Here is a 19,112-nt window from a genome sequence, read left to right as displayed (position 1 = left end):
TAGTGAAGGTCGATGCCGTCGTGGGTATGGGTGTCGACCGGAAGGTGGAGGAGCTAACGTGGCCGACGAATCGCAGGCGGACGAACCGCAATTGAAGGTGGAGCGTGACGGCGGCGTCGTCGTGCTGACGATGAACAACCCGCGTCGCAAGAACGCGCTGACGCCGGCGATGATCACTTTGATGGCGCAGGCCTGGGACGAGATCGACGCCGACGATGGCATCCGCGTCGCCATCCTCACGGGCGAGGGATCGTCCTATTGTGTGGGGGGCGACCTTGCCGACGGGTGGATGGTCCGGGGAGCCAAGGGCGGCAAGGGTTCTGCGCTGGTTCCGGAGGGCAAATCCGTTGGCAGCATCATCAGTGAGGGTCTGCTGCTGAGCCGTTCGCTGGCCAAGCCGCTGATTGCCGCTGTCAACGGGCCATGTTTGGGCGGTGGCTGTGAAATGTTGCAGCAGACCGACATCCGAATCGCTGAAGAGCACGCGGTTTTCGGCCTGCCCGAGGTCAAGCTGGGGTTGATCGCCGGAGCGGGGTCGACCGTGCGGCTCAAGCGACAGATCCCCTATACCAAGGCGATGGAGATGATTCTGACCGGCGAACCGCTCACCGCCGCCGAGGCCTACCACTTCGGCTTGGTGGGGCATGTGGTGCCGACCGGCAAGTCGTTGGACAAGGCACGTCAACTCGCGGCCCGCGTTGCCGCCAACGGCCCGCTGGCGATCCGCAACGCCAAGGCCTCGGTGATCAACAGCGGGTGGATTGACGAGGAGGATGCCCGCGGGATCGAGCAGCGCTTGGTCGTCGAGGTGATGCGTTCCGACGACGCCAAGGAAGGGTTGGCCGCCTTCGCGGCTAAGCGCGAGCCCCGTTTCACCGGTAAGTAAGCGCGCGTCAGTCGTCGAAGGATGCGATCTCGTTTGCCGCCGCGATGTGGCATCTGAGCGAGCAGTGAGTCCAACTTGTTCTCCGGCCACAGGCCTTGCTGACCCGATCCCTGAACTCGACCGGCGTCGGCATCAAGGGCGCCCTCTGACACCATTGGGCGGTGGCTGGAATGAGGGCGTCGAGGCAGAAGCGTCTGCCGAGAGCACGCTGCTCATCGAATCAGCGCTAGCAAGGACACGCGGTGACAACGATTGAGGATGAACACGCGACGCTGACCACCGGGCGGGTGGGGGCCGCACCGGTCGCTGAGGTGCTGCGGTGGCTCGACGCCTCGGAAGGCGGGCTGTCTGGCGCGGAGGCATCGGCCCGATTGCTGCGCGACGGCCCGAATGCTGTTCGCACTCATCGGGTGAGCGCGATTGCTGTGCTGGGGCGCCAGTTGCGCAGCGCGGTGTTGGGGCTGCTTGCGGCCACCGCCGTGCTGTCCTTCTTCCTCGGCGACAGCAAACAGGCGATCATTATCGGCGTCATCCTGGCCGCCAGTATCGGGCTGGGTTTCGTCAACGAGTATCGCGCCGAACGCGCCTCGGCTGCACTACATTCCGGGGTACATCATACGGTCGCGGTGCGCCGCGACGGGCGCTTCACGACGGTCGATGTGACCGTGTTGGTGCCCGGTGACGTGATCCGGCTCGCCCTGGGCGAAGTGGTCCCCGCAGACGTGCGGCTCATCGAGGTCAATGGCCTGGAATGCAACGAGAGCATCTTGTCTGGCGAGTCGGCGGCCTCGGAGAAGTCGGCGCCGCCGGTCAATGCCGATGCGGGCCTGGCCGATTCGACCGATCTGGCATTCGCCGGCACCATCGTCAGCGCCGGCGAGGGCCTCGGTGTTGTGTACGCAACCGGCGTGAACACCGAGTTCGGCCGTATCGCCGCCGGCTTGGGGGTACGGCAACCCGAAACGGAGTTCCAAGCCGGTCTGCGCCGATTCTCCTACCTGCTGCTGTGGGTGGCGCTGGCACTGACCGTGCTCATCCTGGTCACCAACCTGTTGCTGCGTCGGCCGGTAATCGACTCGGTGTTGTTCGCGCTGGCGATCGCGGTGGGTATCACGCCGCAGCTGCTGCCCGCGGTGGTCAGCACCAGCCTGGCCACCGGATCGCGGCGGCTGGCGCGGCTCAAGGTTCTGGTCAAACGACTGGTCTGCATCGAGGATCTCGGCGACATCGACATATTGATTACCGACAAGACGGGGACCCTGACCGAGGGCCGAATCAGCCTGGTCGATGCCGTCGACCCGGCCGGTACGCACGATGACGCGGTGCTGCGCGCGGGTCTGCTGGCCACCGACGTCGACGCAGCATCAGGCGGTGTCAGCGCCAACGCGATGGACACCGCACTGTGGGAGTCCCCAGCCGCTGAGGGCCTGCTGACAGCAGGCGTCCAGCGAGTCGCCACGCTGCCGTTCGACCATGCTCGGCGGGCAACCTCAACACTCCTCGACGACGCCGGCAGCCGCGTGCTGGTGGTCAAGGGCGCACCCGAGCAAGTGCTGCAGAAATGCGAGGGGGTACCCGACGCGGCGCAGGGCACGCTGGCCACACTGTTCACCAGCGGCCGCCGGGTGGTGGCGGTGGCCAGCAAGCCCGCGCCGGAGCTGACCGCGCTCACCGCCGAAGACGAATGCGGCCTTGTGCTGGATGGCTTCTTGGTGTTCGCAGACGAGCCGAAGGCCGCGGCGCGCGATTCGCTGGCACAACTGGCGGCGCTGGGCATCGAACTCAAGGTGGCTACCGGGGACAATCCTAAGGTCGCCGAAAAGGTATGCGCCGATTTGGGTTTGCCGTCCAAGGGCACGGTCACCGGCGCCGCGATGGACACCCTCGACGACGCCAGATTCGACGACGCGGCGCGCGACAACACCATCTTCGCCCGGATCTCGCCCGAGCAGAAAGCACGGCTGATCGTCTCGTTGCGGCGCACCGGACGGTCGGTCGCCTTCCTGGGCGACGGCGTCAACGACGCGCTAGCCCTGCACGCGGCCGACGTCGGGATCTCGGTGGACACCGCCGCCGACGTTGCCAAAGACGCCGCCGACGTGGTGCTGCTGGAGAAGGATCTGAGTGTGCTGGCGATGGGTGTGGCCGAGGGTCGGCGCATCTTCGCCAACACCATCAAGTACGTGCTAATGGGCACCTCAAGCAATTTCGGAAACATGTTCAGCGCAGCCGCCGCCTCTGCGGTGCTGACGTTCCTGCCGATGCTGCCCAGCCAGATCCTGCTGAACAACCTGCTCTATGACAGCTCCCAGTTGGCGATCCCCACCGACCGGGTAGATGAGGAGCAGTTGCTCGCACCGTCGCACTGGAACATCGCGTTCATCCGCCGGTTCATGCTGACGTTCGGTCCGATCAGCTCGCTGTTCGACTTCCTGACGTTCGGATTGATGCTGGGTATGCTGAATGCCGGGCCGGTGGAGTTCCGCACCGGCTGGTTCGTGGAGTCGCTGGCCACCCAGACGCTGATCATCTTCGCGATCCGCACCCGGCGGGTGCCGTTCGTCCGCAGCAGACCCGGTCTGGTGTTAACACTGGCCGCATTCGCGGTCGTCGTCATCGGCGTTGCGCTCACCGTCTCACCGCTGGCACACCAACTCGGGTTCACTACCCTGCCGTGGCTGTTCTTCGCGGCGCTGGTCCTGTTCACGATCGTCTACCTGGTAATCGTCGAGGTGACCAAGACGGTGTTCTACGCCGACCCGATGCACCTGGCCGGGCGGCCACACCGCACCCGGGGACAAATGCACCGCATCCAGCGCCGCGCCGCCCGCTTCAGCCACAGCGGGCGGATCGCCCGCCACCGTGGGTAAGGACGCCGTCAAAAAGGCCGGCGCCGATGTAGGTCTCTTCACAGCAGCGAACGGGGGGCCGAGCTGCCAGGGCTCGGCTAACGGCCCGATGGGTTCGCGGCAGATGCGTCGGAACGCGGCTTGGGCGTCAGCTTCCTCGCAGCGTCCGTTGAAGCCGGCGCGGGCGTGTTCCGGTGGGCTTTGGGCCAACCTGCCGGTTTCACTGCAACCGGAGCCCGCTGATCGAGCGGGCGATAACCAGTTGTTGGATCTGCTCGGTTCCCTCGAAGATGTCGAAGACCTTAGCGTCGCGGTGCATCCGCTCGACCGGGTATTCGCGCGTGTAACCATTTCCGCCGAGGATCTGGATGGCGCGTTCCGTCGTCCACACCGCTACCCGGCCGGCCTTCAGCTTGCTCATTGACCCCTCCGCGGAGGCGAACTTCTGACCGGTTGCGCCCATCCATGCCGCGCGCCTGACGAGCAGCCGCGCCGCGTCGATCTCGGTGGCGATATCGGCGAGGAGAAACGAGATGGCTTGCTTCTCGATAATGGGTCGCCCGAAGACAACCCGCTCCTTCGCGTAGTCGAGTGCGTACTCGTAGGCCGCACGGGCGACTCCGACCGCCATCGCCCCGACGGTGGGCCGCGACAGCTCAAAGGTTGCCATCGCCGCCTGCTGGGACGTCTTCCGACCTTCGCGTGCACGCGCGAGCTTCTCGTCGAGCCTGTCTTTGCCGCCGAGCAGGGCACCGCCCGGAACCCGCACGGCGTCGAAGAATATGTCCGCGGTGTTTGAGGCACGCAAACCGTGCTTGCGCAGCTTCCGCGGCGCCGCAATGCCGGCAGTGTCGGCGCTCATGACGAACGCCGCCTGTCCGCGTGCGCCGAGTCCAGGTTCGACCACCGCCTGGACTACCAGAACGTCGGCTACGCCACCGTTTGTCACCCACGCCTTCTGGCCTGAGATCATCCATTCATCGGACGCTTCATCATATTTGGCCGTGGTCAGCATGTTCGCCACATCGGAGCCGGCCTCTGGCTCTGACGAACAGAACGCGCCCACCTTGACGTCCTTGTCGGTGCCATAACACTGGGGCACCCAGTGCGCGATCTGCTCGGCGGTGCCGGAAGCGATGATGCCAACGGCGGCGAGCGTGCTTCCCATGATCGACAGCGCGATTCCGGCGTCACCCCAGAACAGCTCCTCGGCCAGGATCGGAAAGCCCTGTCCAGTCGGGTCTCCCAGGAGTGTCATCAAAATGTCGTCGCCGTAGAGCCCGATGCCGGCGGCCTCCTGCAAGATCGGCCACGGGGTCTCCTCGCGGTCATCCCAGTCGAACGCGGCCGGGCGAATTACCTTGTGGGAGAACTCATGCACCCAATCGCGCAGTTGTTGCTGTTCATCGGACAGGGCCAGCGAGAACGTCATCGGGAATCATCCTTTCGTTTCGGTGCTGCCGTCCAAATCATCGGACAGGCAACCTATCTCGCTGTTCGCCCACTGCGGTGTCGACATACTGCGATCTTCTACTACCACAACGGTCGCACGCCCTGAGTTGTTCAATGCCGTCAGTGTGATCCCCACATCTGAACTAGACGGCCTCGGCCTCGACGAAGCTCAGTGGTGAGGCAGTGGGCACCCATCGGGTCAGCCGGAATCCGGCGCGCTCGAGAAGACTGCGGTACTCCGGCACCGTTCGCTCGCGTCCAGCCTGCAGCAGCAGCATCTCCAAATCCGTCCAATGACCGAAGAATTCGCGATCGTGGTCTGGGATCACGCAATCGATCACCAATACCTTTGTGCCGACCTTCGCCGCCGAGCGGACGCTCTGGAGAATCTCAACCGCCTTGTCGTCGGGCCAGTCATGCAGGATCATCTTGAGCACGTAGACATCGCCACCCGTGGGAACGCTGTCGAAGAACGATCCCTCCAGTAACTCCACTCGATCTGTGACGTTGTGCTGACGCAACACTGGTGGGGCTTCGGCGAGGGCATGCGGCAGGTCGTAGAGAACCCCTCGCGCGGTCGGGGTCGCCTTGAGGATGGCAGAAAGCAGGCGGCCGACCCCACCGCCAACATCGATAACGGTCTGGTAGTCGTCGAACGAATAGGCGGCCATCAGGTAATCCACCGCCATCTCGGTGGTGTCGGCCATGGCGCGGTTGAAAACTTCATTGAGCTCGGGCTGCCCGACGAGGTAGTCGAAGGCTTCCATGCCGTGCAGGACCGGAAGAACCGCCTTGCCAGTTCTGATCGCGTCTACTAGATAGCTCCAATGTTCGCGGTGTTGGCGCGAACCCACCATCTGGGCCATCGCCGCCGCCGACAGCGGAGCGTTGGCACGCAACGACTTAGCGAGCGCGTTGAGCGCATAGCGACCGTCACGGCGCTGACGAAATATGCCGCGGCCGATCAATGCCCGTAGCAGTCGGCGCAGCGCGTCGGGATCCGCCTCCACCCGAGACGCCAACTCTTCCAACCGCATCGGCCCGTTGTCGAGAGCGTCGGCGATACGGAGCTCCACGGCTACCGCGATGGCTTGTGACGTCCAGGCGCTGACGATCAACTCCATCATCGCCGCATAGGGCGGGACCATCCGTAGCTGGATCAGTGCCAGACGATGGCGAGCACGCTCAACGAGTCGCACCAATTTTGTGGGGGGAATTCTTGTAGACATAGTGACCATGACCTTGACCTAGAGCGAGCGGTTGCGCGAGCGTCAGCCGAAAATGGAGAGCTCACATAGTATTTCGGCGCCTAGTGATGTACCAGGACTTCCATCGTCTCCCTTCGGGCGTCTGGTCCGTTCGGCCGAATAGTGTGATGTGACACGGCGTGCTATTCCGATTCGGGCGGCTGGTGGATCGTGGCTGATGTTTGGCTGTTGATATAGGCAAGCACGTCTTTGGGGTCCACCTCATCGGGCCATACACCGGCTGCGGTGGCATGGTGCCCGATGGCCACAGGCAGTTGCAGGGCTATGTCGGTGCCATTGGGATCGCGGAACCAGAGGGCTGTCACCCCGGGTTGACCGGTCGCGCGATGGGGATGAGAACCCAACTGGCTCAACCTGTTCAATGCCGGACATGCCGCCTGCACATCCCTCATAGCCAGATTAATGGCGGTGACACCACTGGCTTCGGGATGGTAGTCAAGTGCGATCTGTGAACGCTCGATCACCACCCGCAGGTAGTCGCCATGGATGGCGGTCATCCTGGCATTCAGCGGCCGGGGAGTCCCGCCGAGCAATGCCGCCCACCACTGCGTCATCTCCGCCGGCCGGTGGGTGAGTAGCACCAGCTCGACAGCTGGTGCCGCAACGTCGTTCATGCGATCAGTCCTTTGCGGCTCGGTGCAAAGGTGCCGACGACGTGCAATGCTCGCCGCAGCAGGGGAACGCCATCCCGCTCCGAGTGCAGCACGGCGGCGATATGGCCATCGGGGCGTACCAGCAGCGCGTCCGGATCGGCGCCAGCGACGCCGGTGTGAAATATGTCGTGCCCAGCATCGCCGACCGGCACCACCGACAACGAAAGCCTTTCCGCCGCAATCGACCACACGGAATGGCTCGCTTCGGACACCAGTAGTGTCAGGTCGTCGTGGTGGACCAGATCCAGAGTGGACACCCGCCGATCACCGTCCTCAATCCAGATGTGCGGCAGCCGGCCGCCGGCGCGCACAGAGGGGATATAGAACTCTGGGTCGCTGGCAGGTGGCGACAGTCGATCGCCGATCATGGCGCCACGCTCGTAACGCACCCCGAGGTCGCGTCCCCAGCTGCGATAGTGCGGGCCCTGCTTTGCGATCGCCGCCGCGGTCCGGCGGCGGATCCGCTGACCGATCCGGCCCGGCGACTCGGCCAGGCGAAACCGCTGATATCCCAGCGCGGTAATCCCACGGATCAAGGCACGCACGGGACGTCGCGGTACCCACTCCGGAATAGCAGCGACGACTTGTGGGAGCATGCGCACTGCACGGCGCGGTAACCCCAGTGCGGCAACGACATCGAACATTCCGTCGAAGTTGGCTACCGAGTCGGCGGTGGCGGCCGCGCCGACCGGGCGGCGTTCTCGGTCATAGGTGTCCAGCAGTGCTTCGTCGGCGTGCCCGGCGAGGACCCAGGCGAGCTTCCAGGCCAGGTTGTGCACATCGGCGACGCCGGTGTTAAGTCCCAGCCCGCCGGTGGGCGGAAACCGGTGCGCGGAATCGCCAGCCAGGAACACGCGGCCCGCCCGGTAGTCGGTGGCGACTTGGGCGGTCATCGCCCACGTCTGGATCGACTTGATGTCAACGCGGACAGCGGGATCGCCGATCGCATCGCCTATGTGCCTGCGGCAGATAGCAGCCGTGAAGTCTGCCACCGACTCAAACGGCGGAAAGTAGGGGATCTGGAAAACGAGGTCGTCCGGCGCCCGGTGCACGATGGTGGCGCCCAGGCCCTTGGCGGTGTGGGTCCACATGACCGGGCCGCGGCGGTGGCGGCGGAAAGCCTCGAGATCGGCGGAGAAAAGGACGCTGACCACGTTCTGAAGGATCGGGCCCGCCATCGTGATCCCTAGCGCACGCCGCACAGTGCTGGCTGCACCGTCGGCCGCGATGACGTAGCGCGCCACGATCGTTCGGCGGGATCCGGCAGTGGTGTCGGCGACAGTGACCTCGACGCCGTCTGGGCCGTCGGTGTGGGACTGGTACCGCCAGCCGGTACACAGATTGATGCGATCACTGTTGCGCAGGCGTTGCCAGAGCAGCGGTTCCAGCACGTTCTGGGGTAGGTGTGCACTGCGGGTAGGGCTGATCGATTCGATCGCATCCATCTGCGCGTCGGGCAAGTCGGCCAGTGGCACCCGCCCGAGCTCGGGCCCGGCGAAGGTGGTGCAGTACGCGATGCACCGCAGCTCGTGGATGGGGGCGCTCAATCCGCGGATGTCGCGCTCGAGGCCGATCTCGCGCCAAATCTCCATCGACCGCGTCGAGAGCACGTGCGCAGCGGGGTGGCGTTGTGGCTCGTGGCGTGATTCCACCACGGTGCAGTCGATGCCATAGCTCGCAAGCAGCAGCGCCGCCGTGGCGCCCACCGGTCCGGCGCCGACGACAAGCACATCGCAGGTGTCGCTCATCTGCGATCCCCCTGAGGCCCAACCGGCTCGCGGATAGTCGGGGCGGGGGTGTACGTCGGGAGCAGTGCTCGAGCGCTGCTGCGGCGTAGCTTGCCGGACGGTGTCTTCGGCAAGGCGCCGGCGGGGAACAACAGGATGTCACGCGGGCGGTGCCCGACTTGACTGCTCACCCGGGCGGCGATCTCGCGGCTGATCCGTGTGCGCGCCTCATCGTCGGTCGCGTTGCGTACTTCGGCCAGCACCGCGAAGCCTTCTCGATCGGTGTCGACACGTAGCGCGATCACGCAGCCCTTTCGCACGCCGTCGACGCTCTGGGCCGCGCGCTCGATATCGTGCGGATAAAGATTCCTGCCGGCCAGCACGATGAGATCCTTTGTGCGACCGCAGACATAGAGTCGCCCCTCCTCGTCGAGGTAACCCAGGTCTCCGCTGTCGAACCACCCGTCGGTGGCCAGTGGCACTAGACCGTCGGAGGTGAGATATCGTTCGGCGATCATCGGGCCGCTTAGTTCGATTGCGCCAATCTCTCGGGGCGCCAACGCTGTTCCGTTCCGGCTTATCCGCAGATCCAGGCCCGTCACCGGTAACCCCACACACACCACACGCTGTACATCCGAGGAGCCGTCTTGGATCGGCTGCGCGCGGTGCGCTTCCGCAATGGCCTGCCGCGAGACCTGGTCGATGGTCGCCTGGTCGTGCGCCGACCCCAGCGACGCAACCAATGTGGCTTCGGCGAGTCCGTAGGCGGGCGTCAGCGCCGTCGGGCTCAGTCCGAAGCGCGCGCCGATCGCAGAGAAGTGGGTCATGTCGCGGTGGTCGATCGGTTCGGCTCCGTTCACCGCGATACGCAGCGACGAAAGGTCGATGGCGCCCGGGTCGGCGCGCTGCAGCACGCGAGCGAGCACGGAGTACGCGAAATTGGGGCCTGAGGTGATGGTCGCGCGGTGCCTGCTGATCAACTCCGCCCAGACGAGCGGCCGTTTGAGGAACTCCTCCGGTGGGACGACGACGGTTTCGATACCCAGCTGCATGGGGAAACATACGAAGGCGATCATCCCCATGTCATGCGACAGTGGCAGCCAGCTCGCCATCACGTCCGTGTTGATGTCGAGTTCCAGCCCGTCGTGCAAGGCGACGGCATTCGCGGCGAGATTGCCGTGACTGATCTCGACGGCTTTGGGCACGCCGGTTGATCCGGATGTCAACTGCCGCAATGCGATATCCGACTCGGCGGCGTGGTCCGACATGTCGAGTTCGATCGGGTCGGCGCGACGCAAGGACTCGACCGTGCAGACCTGTAGTCCCTGAGCCGTCAGCGGATCCAGTGCACCCAGGAACTGCTCCCCGATGACGACCACGTCGGCCTTGATCATCACAGTCGCACGAACCGTGTCTTCCAGCCAGACCGCCAGGTCGGTGCGGGGAGTTGGTTGCTGCAGCATCGTCACCGCGGCGCGACTCAGCCAGGCTGCCTGCGCGAGCGGCGCGATATCAGCGGCATCGGTGGCCAGCACAGCGAGCGATCCCTGGCGGCGTATTCCCCGCGCGGCCAGACCGCCGGCCATCCGTTTCGCCTGTTCGTGGACTTCACGCCAGGTCAAGCGAACTGGGTCGGCGACCGTGCCTGCGGTCAAGTGGCGCGGCGAAAATCTTGCTGCGGCGGACATTTCGCGGGTTAATACGCTCACGGGAGTAAGTTCCTTTCCCGTGCCGCCTCCTCGGCGACACGCGCAATGGTGGCTACCAATGCCGGTTCCGGCGAACGGAACAGGAAGTGGCCGCCGGGGTAAAAGCGAACCGGTTGAGGCTGCACCGAGTGCGACGCCCAGGCGGCCACCGTGTCAGGCGGCGCGACCGGGTCGCCGATTCCCCCGACGATGTGTAGTGGACACGGAAGCGGTGGCGCATCGGTTCGCCAGTGGGACTGGCAGATCCGCAGATCGTCACGAACGGTGGGCATCAGCAGCGCCAGCCAGTCCGGTCGGTTCAGGACTTCGGTCGGCAGCCCGCCATAGCGCGCGAGCTCGGTGGCTAGCGCGTAATCGCCGAGCAGCTGCAGATCAAGCCGGGGAGGGGGTAGGTGCGGGGCGCGGCAGGACGCGACGATGACCGCCTCCGGTGTCCGCAGGCCGCATGAGATGCGTTGTTGCGCCAGTAGATACGCGAGTGTCGCGCCCATGCTGTGACCCAGCAGAACGTGGGGCCGGCGCAACAGCTCGTCGAGCTCGCCGCCCAGCGCCCGCACGCAGGTCTCGGCGTCGACATGGCGGGGCTCGTCGCGGCGCGACTCCCGTCCCGGCAGAGTCACGGCGGTAAATGCCACCTCGGCGCCGATGTTCGCCAGCGCTCGGCGCAGCGGATGAAACGACGCGGCCCCACCACCGGCGTGGTGAAAGCACACCAATTCGACGGGCGTCATCGTGCTGTGCCGGCCTCATCGAGCCGCTCCATCACGAAGTCGGTGAGATCACCGACGCTGTGAATCCTCGGCAGCACCTCGGCGACAGAGATGTCGTGTAGTGGCGGATATTCCGCCCGCAGCCGGTCCAGGAGGCGAAGCTGCAGCAACGAGTCGTAACCCAAGTCGTCCGCGAGCCGTTTGGATCGGCTGAGCGTGGTGACCGAATAGCCGCCGACATCGGCGATCAGCGCGAGAACCCCACCCTCCGCACCGGTCTGCGGTTGCTCGGTATCCATAGGCTCGTCGACTGGACCGCTACTTTGAGCCTCGGCGGTCTGCACCGGCCGTCGAGGGTAGGTGATCGGGCCGTCGAACCAGAACCGGCTGGAGGTATCGAAGACGTAGGGCGGGATCCGCTGCGGCGGCCCGGCCGGTCCGCCGTACAGCGCCGCCAAATCGGGTGAGTAGCCGTCGCGCATCAACGTGGCAGCCACACCGAGCAGTTCTGTCCCGTCCGACTCCGGGCCGCTACACAACGTGAGCGAGCGGGTCTGCGGCGGGAGCCCGCCCTGTCGGGCGAGTGTGAGCAGCGCTGACTTGGGACCGGCCTCGGCGAGATAGTCGGCGCGTCCGGTCCTGACGGCGGCCTGGACCGCGTCGAAGAACAGCACCGGAGAACAGATCTGTGCGGCCCAGTAGTCGACCGTCATCTCGGTGCCATTGACTTCGCGGCCGAGCACCGTGGAGAACAACGGAAATTCGGCGGGTGCTGGCTCGAGGCCGGCTATCTCGCGCCGGAAGTCGGCCACCATCGGCTCCATGAGCGGCGAGTGGAAGGCGTGCGACACCGCCAGATTGACCGCTTTGCCGCCCCGTTGCCGGACCAGTGTTTGTATTCGTGCCACGGCGTCGAGGTCCCCGGAGATGGTCAGGGAGTGCGGCCCATTGACCGCCGCGATCCCGCACCCGGGCTCTTCAGCGACGAGTGCTTCCACCTGCTCAACGCCGAGGTCGACCGCGATCATTGCCCCACCTGCGGGCAACGCGCCCATCGATCGCGCTCTCGTCGCGATGAGCTTGGCGGCGGCGTCGAGGGTGAGCACACGGGCCACGCAGGCTGCGGCGATCTCCCCGACGCTGTGACCGATCCCGAAGGTCACCCGGATTCCGCTGTCTCGCAGAGTCTTTCCCAGCGCGTAGGACACGGCGAACAACGCGGGCTGCGCGAGGCTGGTGTGATCAAGGCCGGCTGCGCGGCCGAACATCGTTGCGAGCAGATCCGATCCGAGGTGCGGATCCAGGGCGGCAGCCGCGGAGTCGAGATTCTCCCGGTAGACCGGATGAGCATCGTAGAGTCGCCGTGTCATGCCTGGGTACTGGGAACCCTGACCCGAGAACAGGATCCCGACGCTGGCCGGGGCCCGGTGCGGCGGGGCCGACGACACCAGATCCTCACCGGCGCCGTCCGTAAATTGGCGAATCCCGTCAACCAGGGTGTCGCGATCGCCTGCAACGACAAGGCGATGCCGGTTTGATCGCTTGACGACGTTGGTCGAGCGGCACCAGGAGGCCACCTGCGTGGTGTCGAGGGTCTCCAGCGCGGCCGTCATCGACTCGGCGTTGCGCCGCAGCGCCTGCGCTGACGGCGCTGAGATGGTAAGGACCCCGGCCGCACCCGGGACGGGCAGCGCCGTGGCCGGGGCCGTCTCCAGAATCGCGTGCGCGTTACTGCCGCCGAGGCCGAACGAGCTCACCGCGCCCAGCGTGCCGTTCACCGGTAGCTTTCGTGGACCGTCGGCCAACTGCAGACCGTGCTGGGCCAGTCGCAAGGCCGGATTGGCGCTGTCGCCGAACACCGTCGGGGGCAGCACGCCATGGTGCAACGCCAGGCACGTCTTGATGAACGCCGCGATCCCCGCACTGCCCTCGGTGTGCCCGATGTTTCCCTTCACGGAACCGAGCAGACAGGGCTCTCCGACTCGTGTCTTGTGCACGTCGCCAAGAGCGTTGGCTTCGATCATGTCGCCGAGCACCGTGCCGGTGCCGTGCGCCTCGACGAAGCCGATCTGGCCGGCATCGACGTCGGCCAGGCTCAGCGCTCGGCGCATCAGCTCCACCTGAGACCGGCGGCTCGGGGCCGTGATGCCGTTGCTGCGGCCGTCGTGGTTGGTGACCGAACTCTTCACGACCGCATAGATCGGTTGCCCGTCGGCAAGGGCGTCGTCGAGTCGGCGCAGCACCACCGCGGCCACGCCCTCGCCCCGCCCGATGCCGTCAGCGCCCAGCCCGAACGGCTTGCAGCGACCATCCGGCGCGGACAGCCCTGCCTGGGTATAGAAGATCGAAAGCGACTGTGTCAGAATGAGATTCGCACCGGCCGCGATAACCGTATCGGCCTCGCCCGAGCGAAGTGCCGCGCAGCCCTGGTGTACGGCAGTCAATGAGGAAGAGCAGGCTGAATCGATGGCCACGCTTGGTCCGGTGAGGCCCAGGTGGTAGGAGATGCGGTTGGCAGTCATGAAATAGCCACTGCCCGTGCCGCGCAACGCCGTGAGTCCGGCGAAGTCGAGAATTTGCAGGTTGCTCCACTCGCTGGACATGATGCCGACGAAGACCCCGGTCGGGGTGCCGGTCAGCGACCGCGGGTCGATTCCGGCATCTTCGATTGCGCGCCAGGATGATTCCAGGAGCAGGCGCTGCTGCGGGTCAAGCGCGCCCGCCTCGACGGGCGCTATCCCGAAGAAGTCGTTGTCGAATGTGTCGACATTGTCGATGAAATGGCCGCGCCGGGTGTTCATCGATCCGGGAGCACCGTCGGCGCGATAGTAGGCGTCGACATCCCAACGCTGCGAAGGCACTTCGCTGCCGGCCACAACGCCATCCAGCAGCAGCCGCCAGAACGCGTCCTTGTCGGGCGCGCCGGGAAAGCGGCAGTCGACCCCGACCACGGCGATCGGGATCATGGCAGCACCCGCTCGGTGACGAGGTACGCCGCGATGGCATCAATGGTGGCGTAATCCCACACAATCGTGGTTTCGACGGGGATTCCCTTCTCGAACTCCAGGTCGGCGCAGAGCGTCAGACTCGCGGCGGAGTCAATTCCGTAATCGGCCAACGGGGTGTCGATGTCGATGGTGTCCGGCGCCACGTTGAGCTGCCCGGCCACCTTCGCGGACAGCCAGTCCACGAGGTCCTGATAATCGAGGGTCTCAGCGGTCATCGTTGCCTCCCTTCCAGACTCGCCGCTACCGGTCGTCCCGGCACGGGCTGCTGCTCCAGTCATGCGCTCACCACCTGGTCGAATACCGGCAGATCGAAGGAGATCCGACCGTAGACGAACCCGCGAACGCGGGTGGCGAAGCGTTCACCGCCCACGGCTGCCGCGAATGCGAGCAACGGCAGACCAATCACGATGGCGATCCCCAGGCTGAGGACGAACGTGAGCAGAGTCGCTGCGTGCGCGGTACCGCCGAATCGGCGCATGGATCTGACGGTTGCGCCCCACCTACGAAACGCCGTGCCGGCAAGGACGTCCGCCGCAGCCAACGCAGGCACGATGGGCGCCGCATCTTGCGGGCATCGCCGCGACTCAGCGATGCACTGCCCGACGGCGGCGACCCTGGTGAGTTCGTCATCGCCGACCCCGGCCCGCCCAAACCATAGAAACGGCGCGCGTTTTCCGGTCAGCAGCCAGCGCAGAGTGGTCACCAGGGTCGTCGATGACCCTCGCGTATCGGTGGCGGCGACTACGTCGACGCGCCTGGCGCCCGCGGATCGCAGCAGCCCGGACGCTTCAATTGCCGCCGAATACCACATGTTGCGGCATGCGATCAGCGAGACGACGGTGCGGCCACGGACCGCCTCGGGATGTGTTTTCAGCAGCGATCGGATTGGAAGCGAGGGCGCCAGGTACCACACCTGGTAGGCCAGGATGACCAATTCGTCTGCAGCCGAGTCGAAGCCGCCCGCCGGCTCGACGAGCTCCACGAGCGCCTGCGGATCCACCGCTTGCGGAAACACTCCGAAGAATCGTCGAATTGGCCAGGGGAACGGGAACGCGTCACGCGGGCGCACGTCGACCCAACGGATGTCCCACCCACGCGCCTCCAGCGGGGCGGTCAATGCCTGGGCCGTCTCGCGCAACTGCCCCGTCTGCGTGTACAGATAGACGACTGCCCGATGGCGCAGCCGCTCGGTCGGGCCGGCTTCCGACGCCCCGGTCACCGTGGGGTTTCCGACGACACCGCGGTGAGATGCATGAACGAGACCGCGAACCGGCCGGACTCCGGGACCATGCACAGCATCGTGTCGCCGTCCTTGATCAGGCCCTGCTCCATCATCTCGTCGAGGATGACGTAAATGGAAGCACTGCCGATGTTTCCGACACTCGTCAGGTTGCTGTACCACATTTCGGGCCGGCCACCGTCAATGCCGCGTCGCGAGAACTCCTTCATCACAGTGTCTTTCATTCGCTCGCTCGAATAGTGTGCTGGGATCCAAGTCAGTGTCGACGGATCGAATTTGCCCAGTCGGAGCAGGCGGTCATACTCGTCGACACCAACCTTCACCAGGTGTGGCAGTAGGGAAAGATCCTGTCGCAGGACCAACGCCCCGTCGGCGGCGGCCTCGGACGCGTTCGCGTAGTCCCCCCAAGACTTCGTGGCGCCCGTGTCCGGACTGCCACCGTACATACACGTCTTCTCGGTGTTCGCGTACGACGTCAGCGAGATCCAGTCGATGCGCAGGCTGATGCCAGAGGCTTTGGGCTCGTCCTGGATTACCACTGCGCCGGCCCCATCCGAGAGCATGTAGCGCAAGAAGGCGGCTTCGAGTGGGAGGGTCCCCTCCTCGGCGACAACGCCCATCTCCTCATAACGGGAGTTCTTGAAGAAGCGGGACGCGAACTCGCTGGCCACGCTAATCGCGGTGCGCTTCTCACCGATCGCCACCTGCAGGTAGGCGTTCTTCAGCGCCATAATCCCTGAACTGCAGATCCCGTGCAGGGTTGCGATTTCGAGTGGGCCGTAGCCCAGCTCGCCGTGCACCATGCTGGCATGTCCTGGCGCCATCAGGTCCGGCAATGTGGTCGCGGCACAAAGCAATTCGACATCGTTGGGACCGAGGCCGGCGCGCTCGGCTGCGCTCCGAACGGCGTTGGCTGCCATCGCCGCGTTGGAGATGACCGTCTGCTGCTTCTTGTCGATCGCGTAGTGGCGCGTTTTGATGCCGCAGTTGGCGAGAGTGATGTCCTTGAGATCAGAGGTCGAGCGTCCCGCCTTGCCGATGTAATCCTCGATTTCGTCGTTAGGCACGGGGTCGCCGGGCAGAAAGCTGCCGGTGGCGGTGATGTAAGCGCTCATATTCGGCTCCAGGTTTGTTTTGTCACTGCAGGAGTGATGTTGTCTATCTACTGGGCTCGACGTAGTCGTCTGGGAATAAGTTCAATCGGCGCCGGATCGTGTTGTAGCTCACCTAAGCGGACGACGAAATACCTTGAATTGACAGCAATTTGACAGCGGCCGGAGAGTTTATCCCAGGTTCTGAGGCACGGATGGTGGAACGGGCACAGCGTCCAAAATCGCTACGGCAGAGCTTCCTTCGCGCGGGTGGCCACCAACAACGGACCGCCAATTGAGCGTACTCTCGACCGAAATGGTCGGCGGCCGATGGCCGCTTGGAGCACGTCTGTCGGCGGCAACCTCCAGCCATGAGATCGTCACGAAATGCCCACGCGCGTCTCGATCATGCGGTTGCCGATAAATCAGACCAAACCAGTACGCCGACCAGCCAAAGTACAAAGTTACGGTCTACGTGCGGGAACCGTAGATGATCTCAGTAGGTGGCCGGTCCCGACTTGTGAACTTGCCGGATGTCTGACTCGTATCAATAGCAAGAAGTGATCAAGTGCCCAGAGTCGCCGGCAGAGTGGATCTGGAAACGCCGCCGACCTCCAAATCGCCGAACATACAGTGATTTTCCGATTGCACCACTCCGTGCAGGCCCTCCGACTCACGCTGCAGGGAGCGGTGACACGATGCCATCCCTACCACCTATCGGCCGCTCATCGGCCCCGAAGGCCAAGTGAAGCAATCTGATTCGTGTGAAACCAAGACCGCGCTGCAGTCCTCCCGCGTGTTTGGTCCCCAGTGCTCGAGGGCGGCTGGAGACGGAGTGCAATGATGACGTCGCTACAGGGACTTGGCCCGCCCGATGACCGGGATGTGTTCGTCGATGACAACCACCGCCACGCGATGTGGGATGCCGCCTACCTGCTGGGATCCCTGTCAGCCGCCGATCGGCGCGCATTCGAGGAGCACATGGCCGACTGCCCAGCATGCCGGCAGGCCGTCGCCGAACTCAGCGGCATCCCGGCAATACTGTCCCAGCTCGACCGCAAGGCCGTCGCCGCGATCAACGAGGCCGGGCACGCGTCCGAGGCACCGCAGATGTCACCGGCGTTGCTGTCATCATTGTTGGCCACGGTGCGCTGGGTCCGGCGCCGAACCCGCCTGACGACCTGGACAGCATCGGCCGCTGCGGCCGTCGTGCTGACGATCAGTGTATTCATCGGCTTTCATAGCTATTTCACGAACGCTCCGGCGCCGCAGACGACCGTGTCGGCGCAGCCGATGGCCCAGGTCGGGACGACCCTGCTCGCCTCGACGGTATCGCTCACCAGCCGGCAGTGGGGAACATACATCGCGCTGGAGTTCGTGTGCATCGCTCCGCCGGATGCCCACCACAACACGGTGGCGCTGGTCGTGGTCGGTCGCGACGGCAGCCAAACCCGGCTGGCGACTTGGGTGGCGATCCCAGGCCACACGGCAACACCCGCCGGCACCATTTCGACGACGGTCAACCAAATCGCCTCAGTGCAAGTGGTTTTGGCCGACAATGGCCAAGTGATGCTGCAGCGCTCGATCTAGAAAGTCCGGTCGCACGTCAACCGAGGTTACGAAGCTCTATCCTGACGCCGCACATGGATTTCTCTTTCAGCACCACAGCGAATTCGCGGAGGATATTTGCCGCTTCCCCGATGACTATGGGGGCTCTTGGCGCCGTCAAGACTCGATGGCGAAGCCGGCAGGTAGCGAGGGGGACTGAACTGCACCGAAATGGAACCAACCCGCAGTTCAGAGAGCATCTAGCCCTGGTAGAGCGTCGGTTTCGATTCCCGCCAGCTCCACTGAGAATGTACTGTTCAAAGCGATAAATTAGGTACGCGCCCCAGCTAAGCCTGTGGGTTGGATTATGCCTGGGGTGAGCGGCTTTAATCGTCATACGACGGCGATGTCACGTTGCGCACGCCCGACGGGATCACCACGAGTGAACTCCAGTGATGAACCTGGTAGCCAGAATGAGGAGCTCTCATGACCTATCGCCGTCTTGGTTGGGCGCTCGCCGCGGTGGCGGCGGCGGCCATCATTCCCGTCAACGCCCATGGCCAGCCGCCGACGAAGTGTCTGACGAACACTCAAACGGGCAAGCAGGTCTATGTGCCCTGCGATCTGCTCAACGCCGGCGCCAATTTCCCGCCGGGGCAGCGTTGTCCTCCACCGCTCGAGCAGTACCCGAAAGATGTGGCGGACTGGTGTGGCGTAGGCCCAGGCCTTGCGACTCCCACGCCCACGACTACTACGGGCCCTGTGAGCCCAACGAGTCCTACGAGCTCCGTGAGCCCAACCAGTCCTGCGACCCCAACCAGTCCTACGAGCCCGGTGCGGCCTACGAGCTCCGTGAGCCCAACGAGTCCTGCCACCTCGACGAGCCCGGTAACCCCAACGAGTCCCACAAGCTCGGCGGGTCCGGGCGATGGACAGTGACGACGTCCGAATAATCGGCCAATCAACGGGGT

General features: G+C 64.9%; 14 protein-coding genes. 4 read left to right on the top strand and 10 right to left on the bottom strand.

From position 1 onward, the window contains the following. Positions 1 to 130 precede the first annotated feature (130 nt). Both LMQ14_RS20630 and mgtA read left to right on the top strand, forming a co-directional pair. Positions 131 to 886 (top strand): enoyl-CoA hydratase-related protein, encoded by a 756-nt coding sequence (locus LMQ14_RS20630; protein WP_267735612.1) that lies wholly within the window; start codon positions 131 to 133, stop codon positions 884 to 886. Between the two features lie 251 nt (positions 887 to 1,137). After that, the gene (gene mgtA / locus LMQ14_RS20625; protein ID WP_267735611.1) at positions 1,138 to 3,756 is read left to right on the top strand and encodes a magnesium-translocating P-type ATPase; all 2,619 of its coding nucleotides are present in this window, start codon (positions 1,138 to 1,140) and stop codon (positions 3,754 to 3,756) included. A 199-nt stretch (positions 3,757 to 3,955) separates the two neighbouring features. Here mgtA and LMQ14_RS20620 read toward each other — a convergent pair whose 3' ends face one another. The 10 genes from LMQ14_RS20620 to LMQ14_RS20575 form a co-directional block, all read right to left on the bottom strand. Next, a complete protein-coding gene (locus LMQ14_RS20620; protein ID WP_267731389.1) occupies positions 3,956 to 5,167 on the bottom strand; it encodes an acyl-CoA dehydrogenase family protein in 1,212 nt (403 codons plus the stop codon). Between the two features lie 163 nt (positions 5,168 to 5,330). Further along, a complete protein-coding gene (locus LMQ14_RS20615; protein WP_420714548.1) occupies positions 5,331 to 6,335 on the bottom strand; it encodes a methyltransferase in 1,005 nt (334 codons plus the stop codon). A 242-nt stretch (positions 6,336 to 6,577) separates the two neighbouring features. Continuing rightward, positions 6,578 to 7,069: a VOC family protein gene (locus LMQ14_RS20610; RefSeq protein ID WP_267731386.1), complete on the bottom strand. Its 492-nt coding sequence runs from the start codon at positions 7,067 to 7,069 to the stop codon at positions 6,578 to 6,580. Then, positions 7,066 to 8,856: an FAD-dependent monooxygenase gene (locus LMQ14_RS20605; RefSeq protein WP_267731385.1), complete on the bottom strand. Its 1,791-nt coding sequence runs from the start codon at positions 8,854 to 8,856 to the stop codon at positions 7,066 to 7,068. The genes LMQ14_RS20610 and LMQ14_RS20605 overlap by 4 nt, the downstream gene beginning before the upstream one ends. Then, positions 8,853 to 10,544, bottom strand: coding sequence for a fatty acyl-AMP ligase (locus tag LMQ14_RS20600; protein ID WP_267731384.1), 1,692 nt, complete (start codon positions 10,542 to 10,544; stop codon positions 8,853 to 8,855). The genes LMQ14_RS20605 and LMQ14_RS20600 overlap by 4 nt, the downstream gene beginning before the upstream one ends. Next, entirely contained in the window at positions 10,541 to 11,275 is a 735-nt protein-coding gene (locus LMQ14_RS20595; RefSeq protein ID WP_267731383.1) for a thioesterase II family protein, read from the bottom strand. Before LMQ14_RS20595 ends, LMQ14_RS20600 begins: the two co-directional genes overlap by 4 nt. After that, positions 11,272 to 14,220 carry a type I polyketide synthase gene (locus tag LMQ14_RS20590; protein WP_267731382.1) on the bottom strand — a complete coding sequence of 983 codons (2,949 nt, stop codon included), beginning with the start codon at positions 14,218 to 14,220 and terminating at the stop codon, positions 11,272 to 11,274. Before LMQ14_RS20590 ends, LMQ14_RS20595 begins: the two co-directional genes overlap by 4 nt. After that, positions 14,217 to 14,477 carry an acyl carrier protein gene (locus LMQ14_RS20585; protein WP_267731381.1) on the bottom strand — a complete coding sequence of 87 codons (261 nt, stop codon included), beginning with the start codon at positions 14,475 to 14,477 and terminating at the stop codon, positions 14,217 to 14,219. The genes LMQ14_RS20590 and LMQ14_RS20585 overlap by 4 nt, the downstream gene beginning before the upstream one ends. A gap of 59 nt (positions 14,478 to 14,536) precedes the next feature. Next, positions 14,537 to 15,481, bottom strand: coding sequence for a hypothetical protein (locus tag LMQ14_RS20580; protein ID WP_267731380.1), 945 nt, complete (start codon positions 15,479 to 15,481; stop codon positions 14,537 to 14,539). Next, on the bottom strand, positions 15,478 to 16,617 hold the full coding sequence (locus LMQ14_RS20575) for a 3-oxoacyl-[acyl-carrier-protein] synthase III C-terminal domain-containing protein (protein WP_267731379.1): 1,140 nt from the start codon (positions 16,615 to 16,617) through the stop codon (positions 15,478 to 15,480). Before LMQ14_RS20575 ends, LMQ14_RS20580 begins: the two co-directional genes overlap by 4 nt. An 816-nt stretch (positions 16,618 to 17,433) precedes the next feature. Between LMQ14_RS20575 and LMQ14_RS20570 the strand changes: the two genes are divergently transcribed. Beyond that, positions 17,434 to 18,183 (top strand): anti-sigma factor family protein, encoded by a 750-nt coding sequence (locus LMQ14_RS20570; RefSeq protein ID WP_267731378.1) that lies wholly within the window; start codon positions 17,434 to 17,436, stop codon positions 18,181 to 18,183. A gap of 665 nt (positions 18,184 to 18,848) precedes the next feature. Further along, positions 18,849 to 19,094 (top strand): hypothetical protein, encoded by a 246-nt coding sequence (locus LMQ14_RS20565; RefSeq protein ID WP_267731377.1) that lies wholly within the window; start codon positions 18,849 to 18,851, stop codon positions 19,092 to 19,094. The last annotated feature ends 18 nt before the right edge of the window (positions 19,095 to 19,112 follow it).

This window comes from Mycobacterium sp. Aquia_213 (genome assembly GCF_026625985.1).
In the GTDB taxonomy this organism is placed as follows: domain Bacteria; phylum Actinomycetota; class Actinomycetes; order Mycobacteriales; family Mycobacteriaceae; genus Mycobacterium.
Note: the sequence above shows the minus strand (reverse complement) of the source record. Positions and strands in the feature narration are given on the sequence as shown.

Bases quoted from the DNA above. Each gene is read 5' to 3' on its own strand.
- LMQ14_RS20630 (WP_267735612.1), top strand. From the start codon at position 131: ATGAACAACCCGCGTCGCAAGAACGCGCTGACGCCGGCGATGATCACT.
- LMQ14_RS20590 (WP_267731382.1), bottom strand. From the start codon at position 14,220: ATGATCCCGATCGCCGTGGTCGGGGTCGACTGCCGCTTTCCCGGCGCG.
- LMQ14_RS20610 (WP_267731386.1), bottom strand. From the start codon at position 7,069: ATGAACGACGTTGCGGCACCAGCTGTCGAGCTGGTGCTACTCACCCAC.
- LMQ14_RS20620 (WP_267731389.1), bottom strand. From the start codon at position 5,167: ATGACGTTCTCGCTGGCCCTGTCCGATGAACAGCAACAACTGCGCGAT.
- LMQ14_RS20570 (WP_267731378.1), top strand. From the start codon at position 17,434: ATGATGACGTCGCTACAGGGACTTGGCCCGCCCGATGACCGGGATGTG.
- LMQ14_RS20575 (WP_267731379.1), bottom strand. From the start codon at position 16,617: ATGAGCGCTTACATCACCGCCACCGGCAGCTTTCTGCCCGGCGACCCC.
- LMQ14_RS20615 (WP_420714548.1), bottom strand. From the start codon at position 6,335: ATGGTCCCGCCCTATGCGGCGATGATGGAGTTGATCGTCAGCGCCTGG.
- LMQ14_RS20605 (WP_267731385.1), bottom strand. From the start codon at position 8,856: ATGAGCGACACCTGCGATGTGCTTGTCGTCGGCGCCGGACCGGTGGGC.
- LMQ14_RS20595 (WP_267731383.1), bottom strand. From the start codon at position 11,275: ATGACGCCCGTCGAATTGGTGTGCTTTCACCACGCCGGTGGTGGGGCC.
- LMQ14_RS20585 (WP_267731381.1), bottom strand. From the start codon at position 14,477: ATGACCGCTGAGACCCTCGATTATCAGGACCTCGTGGACTGGCTGTCC.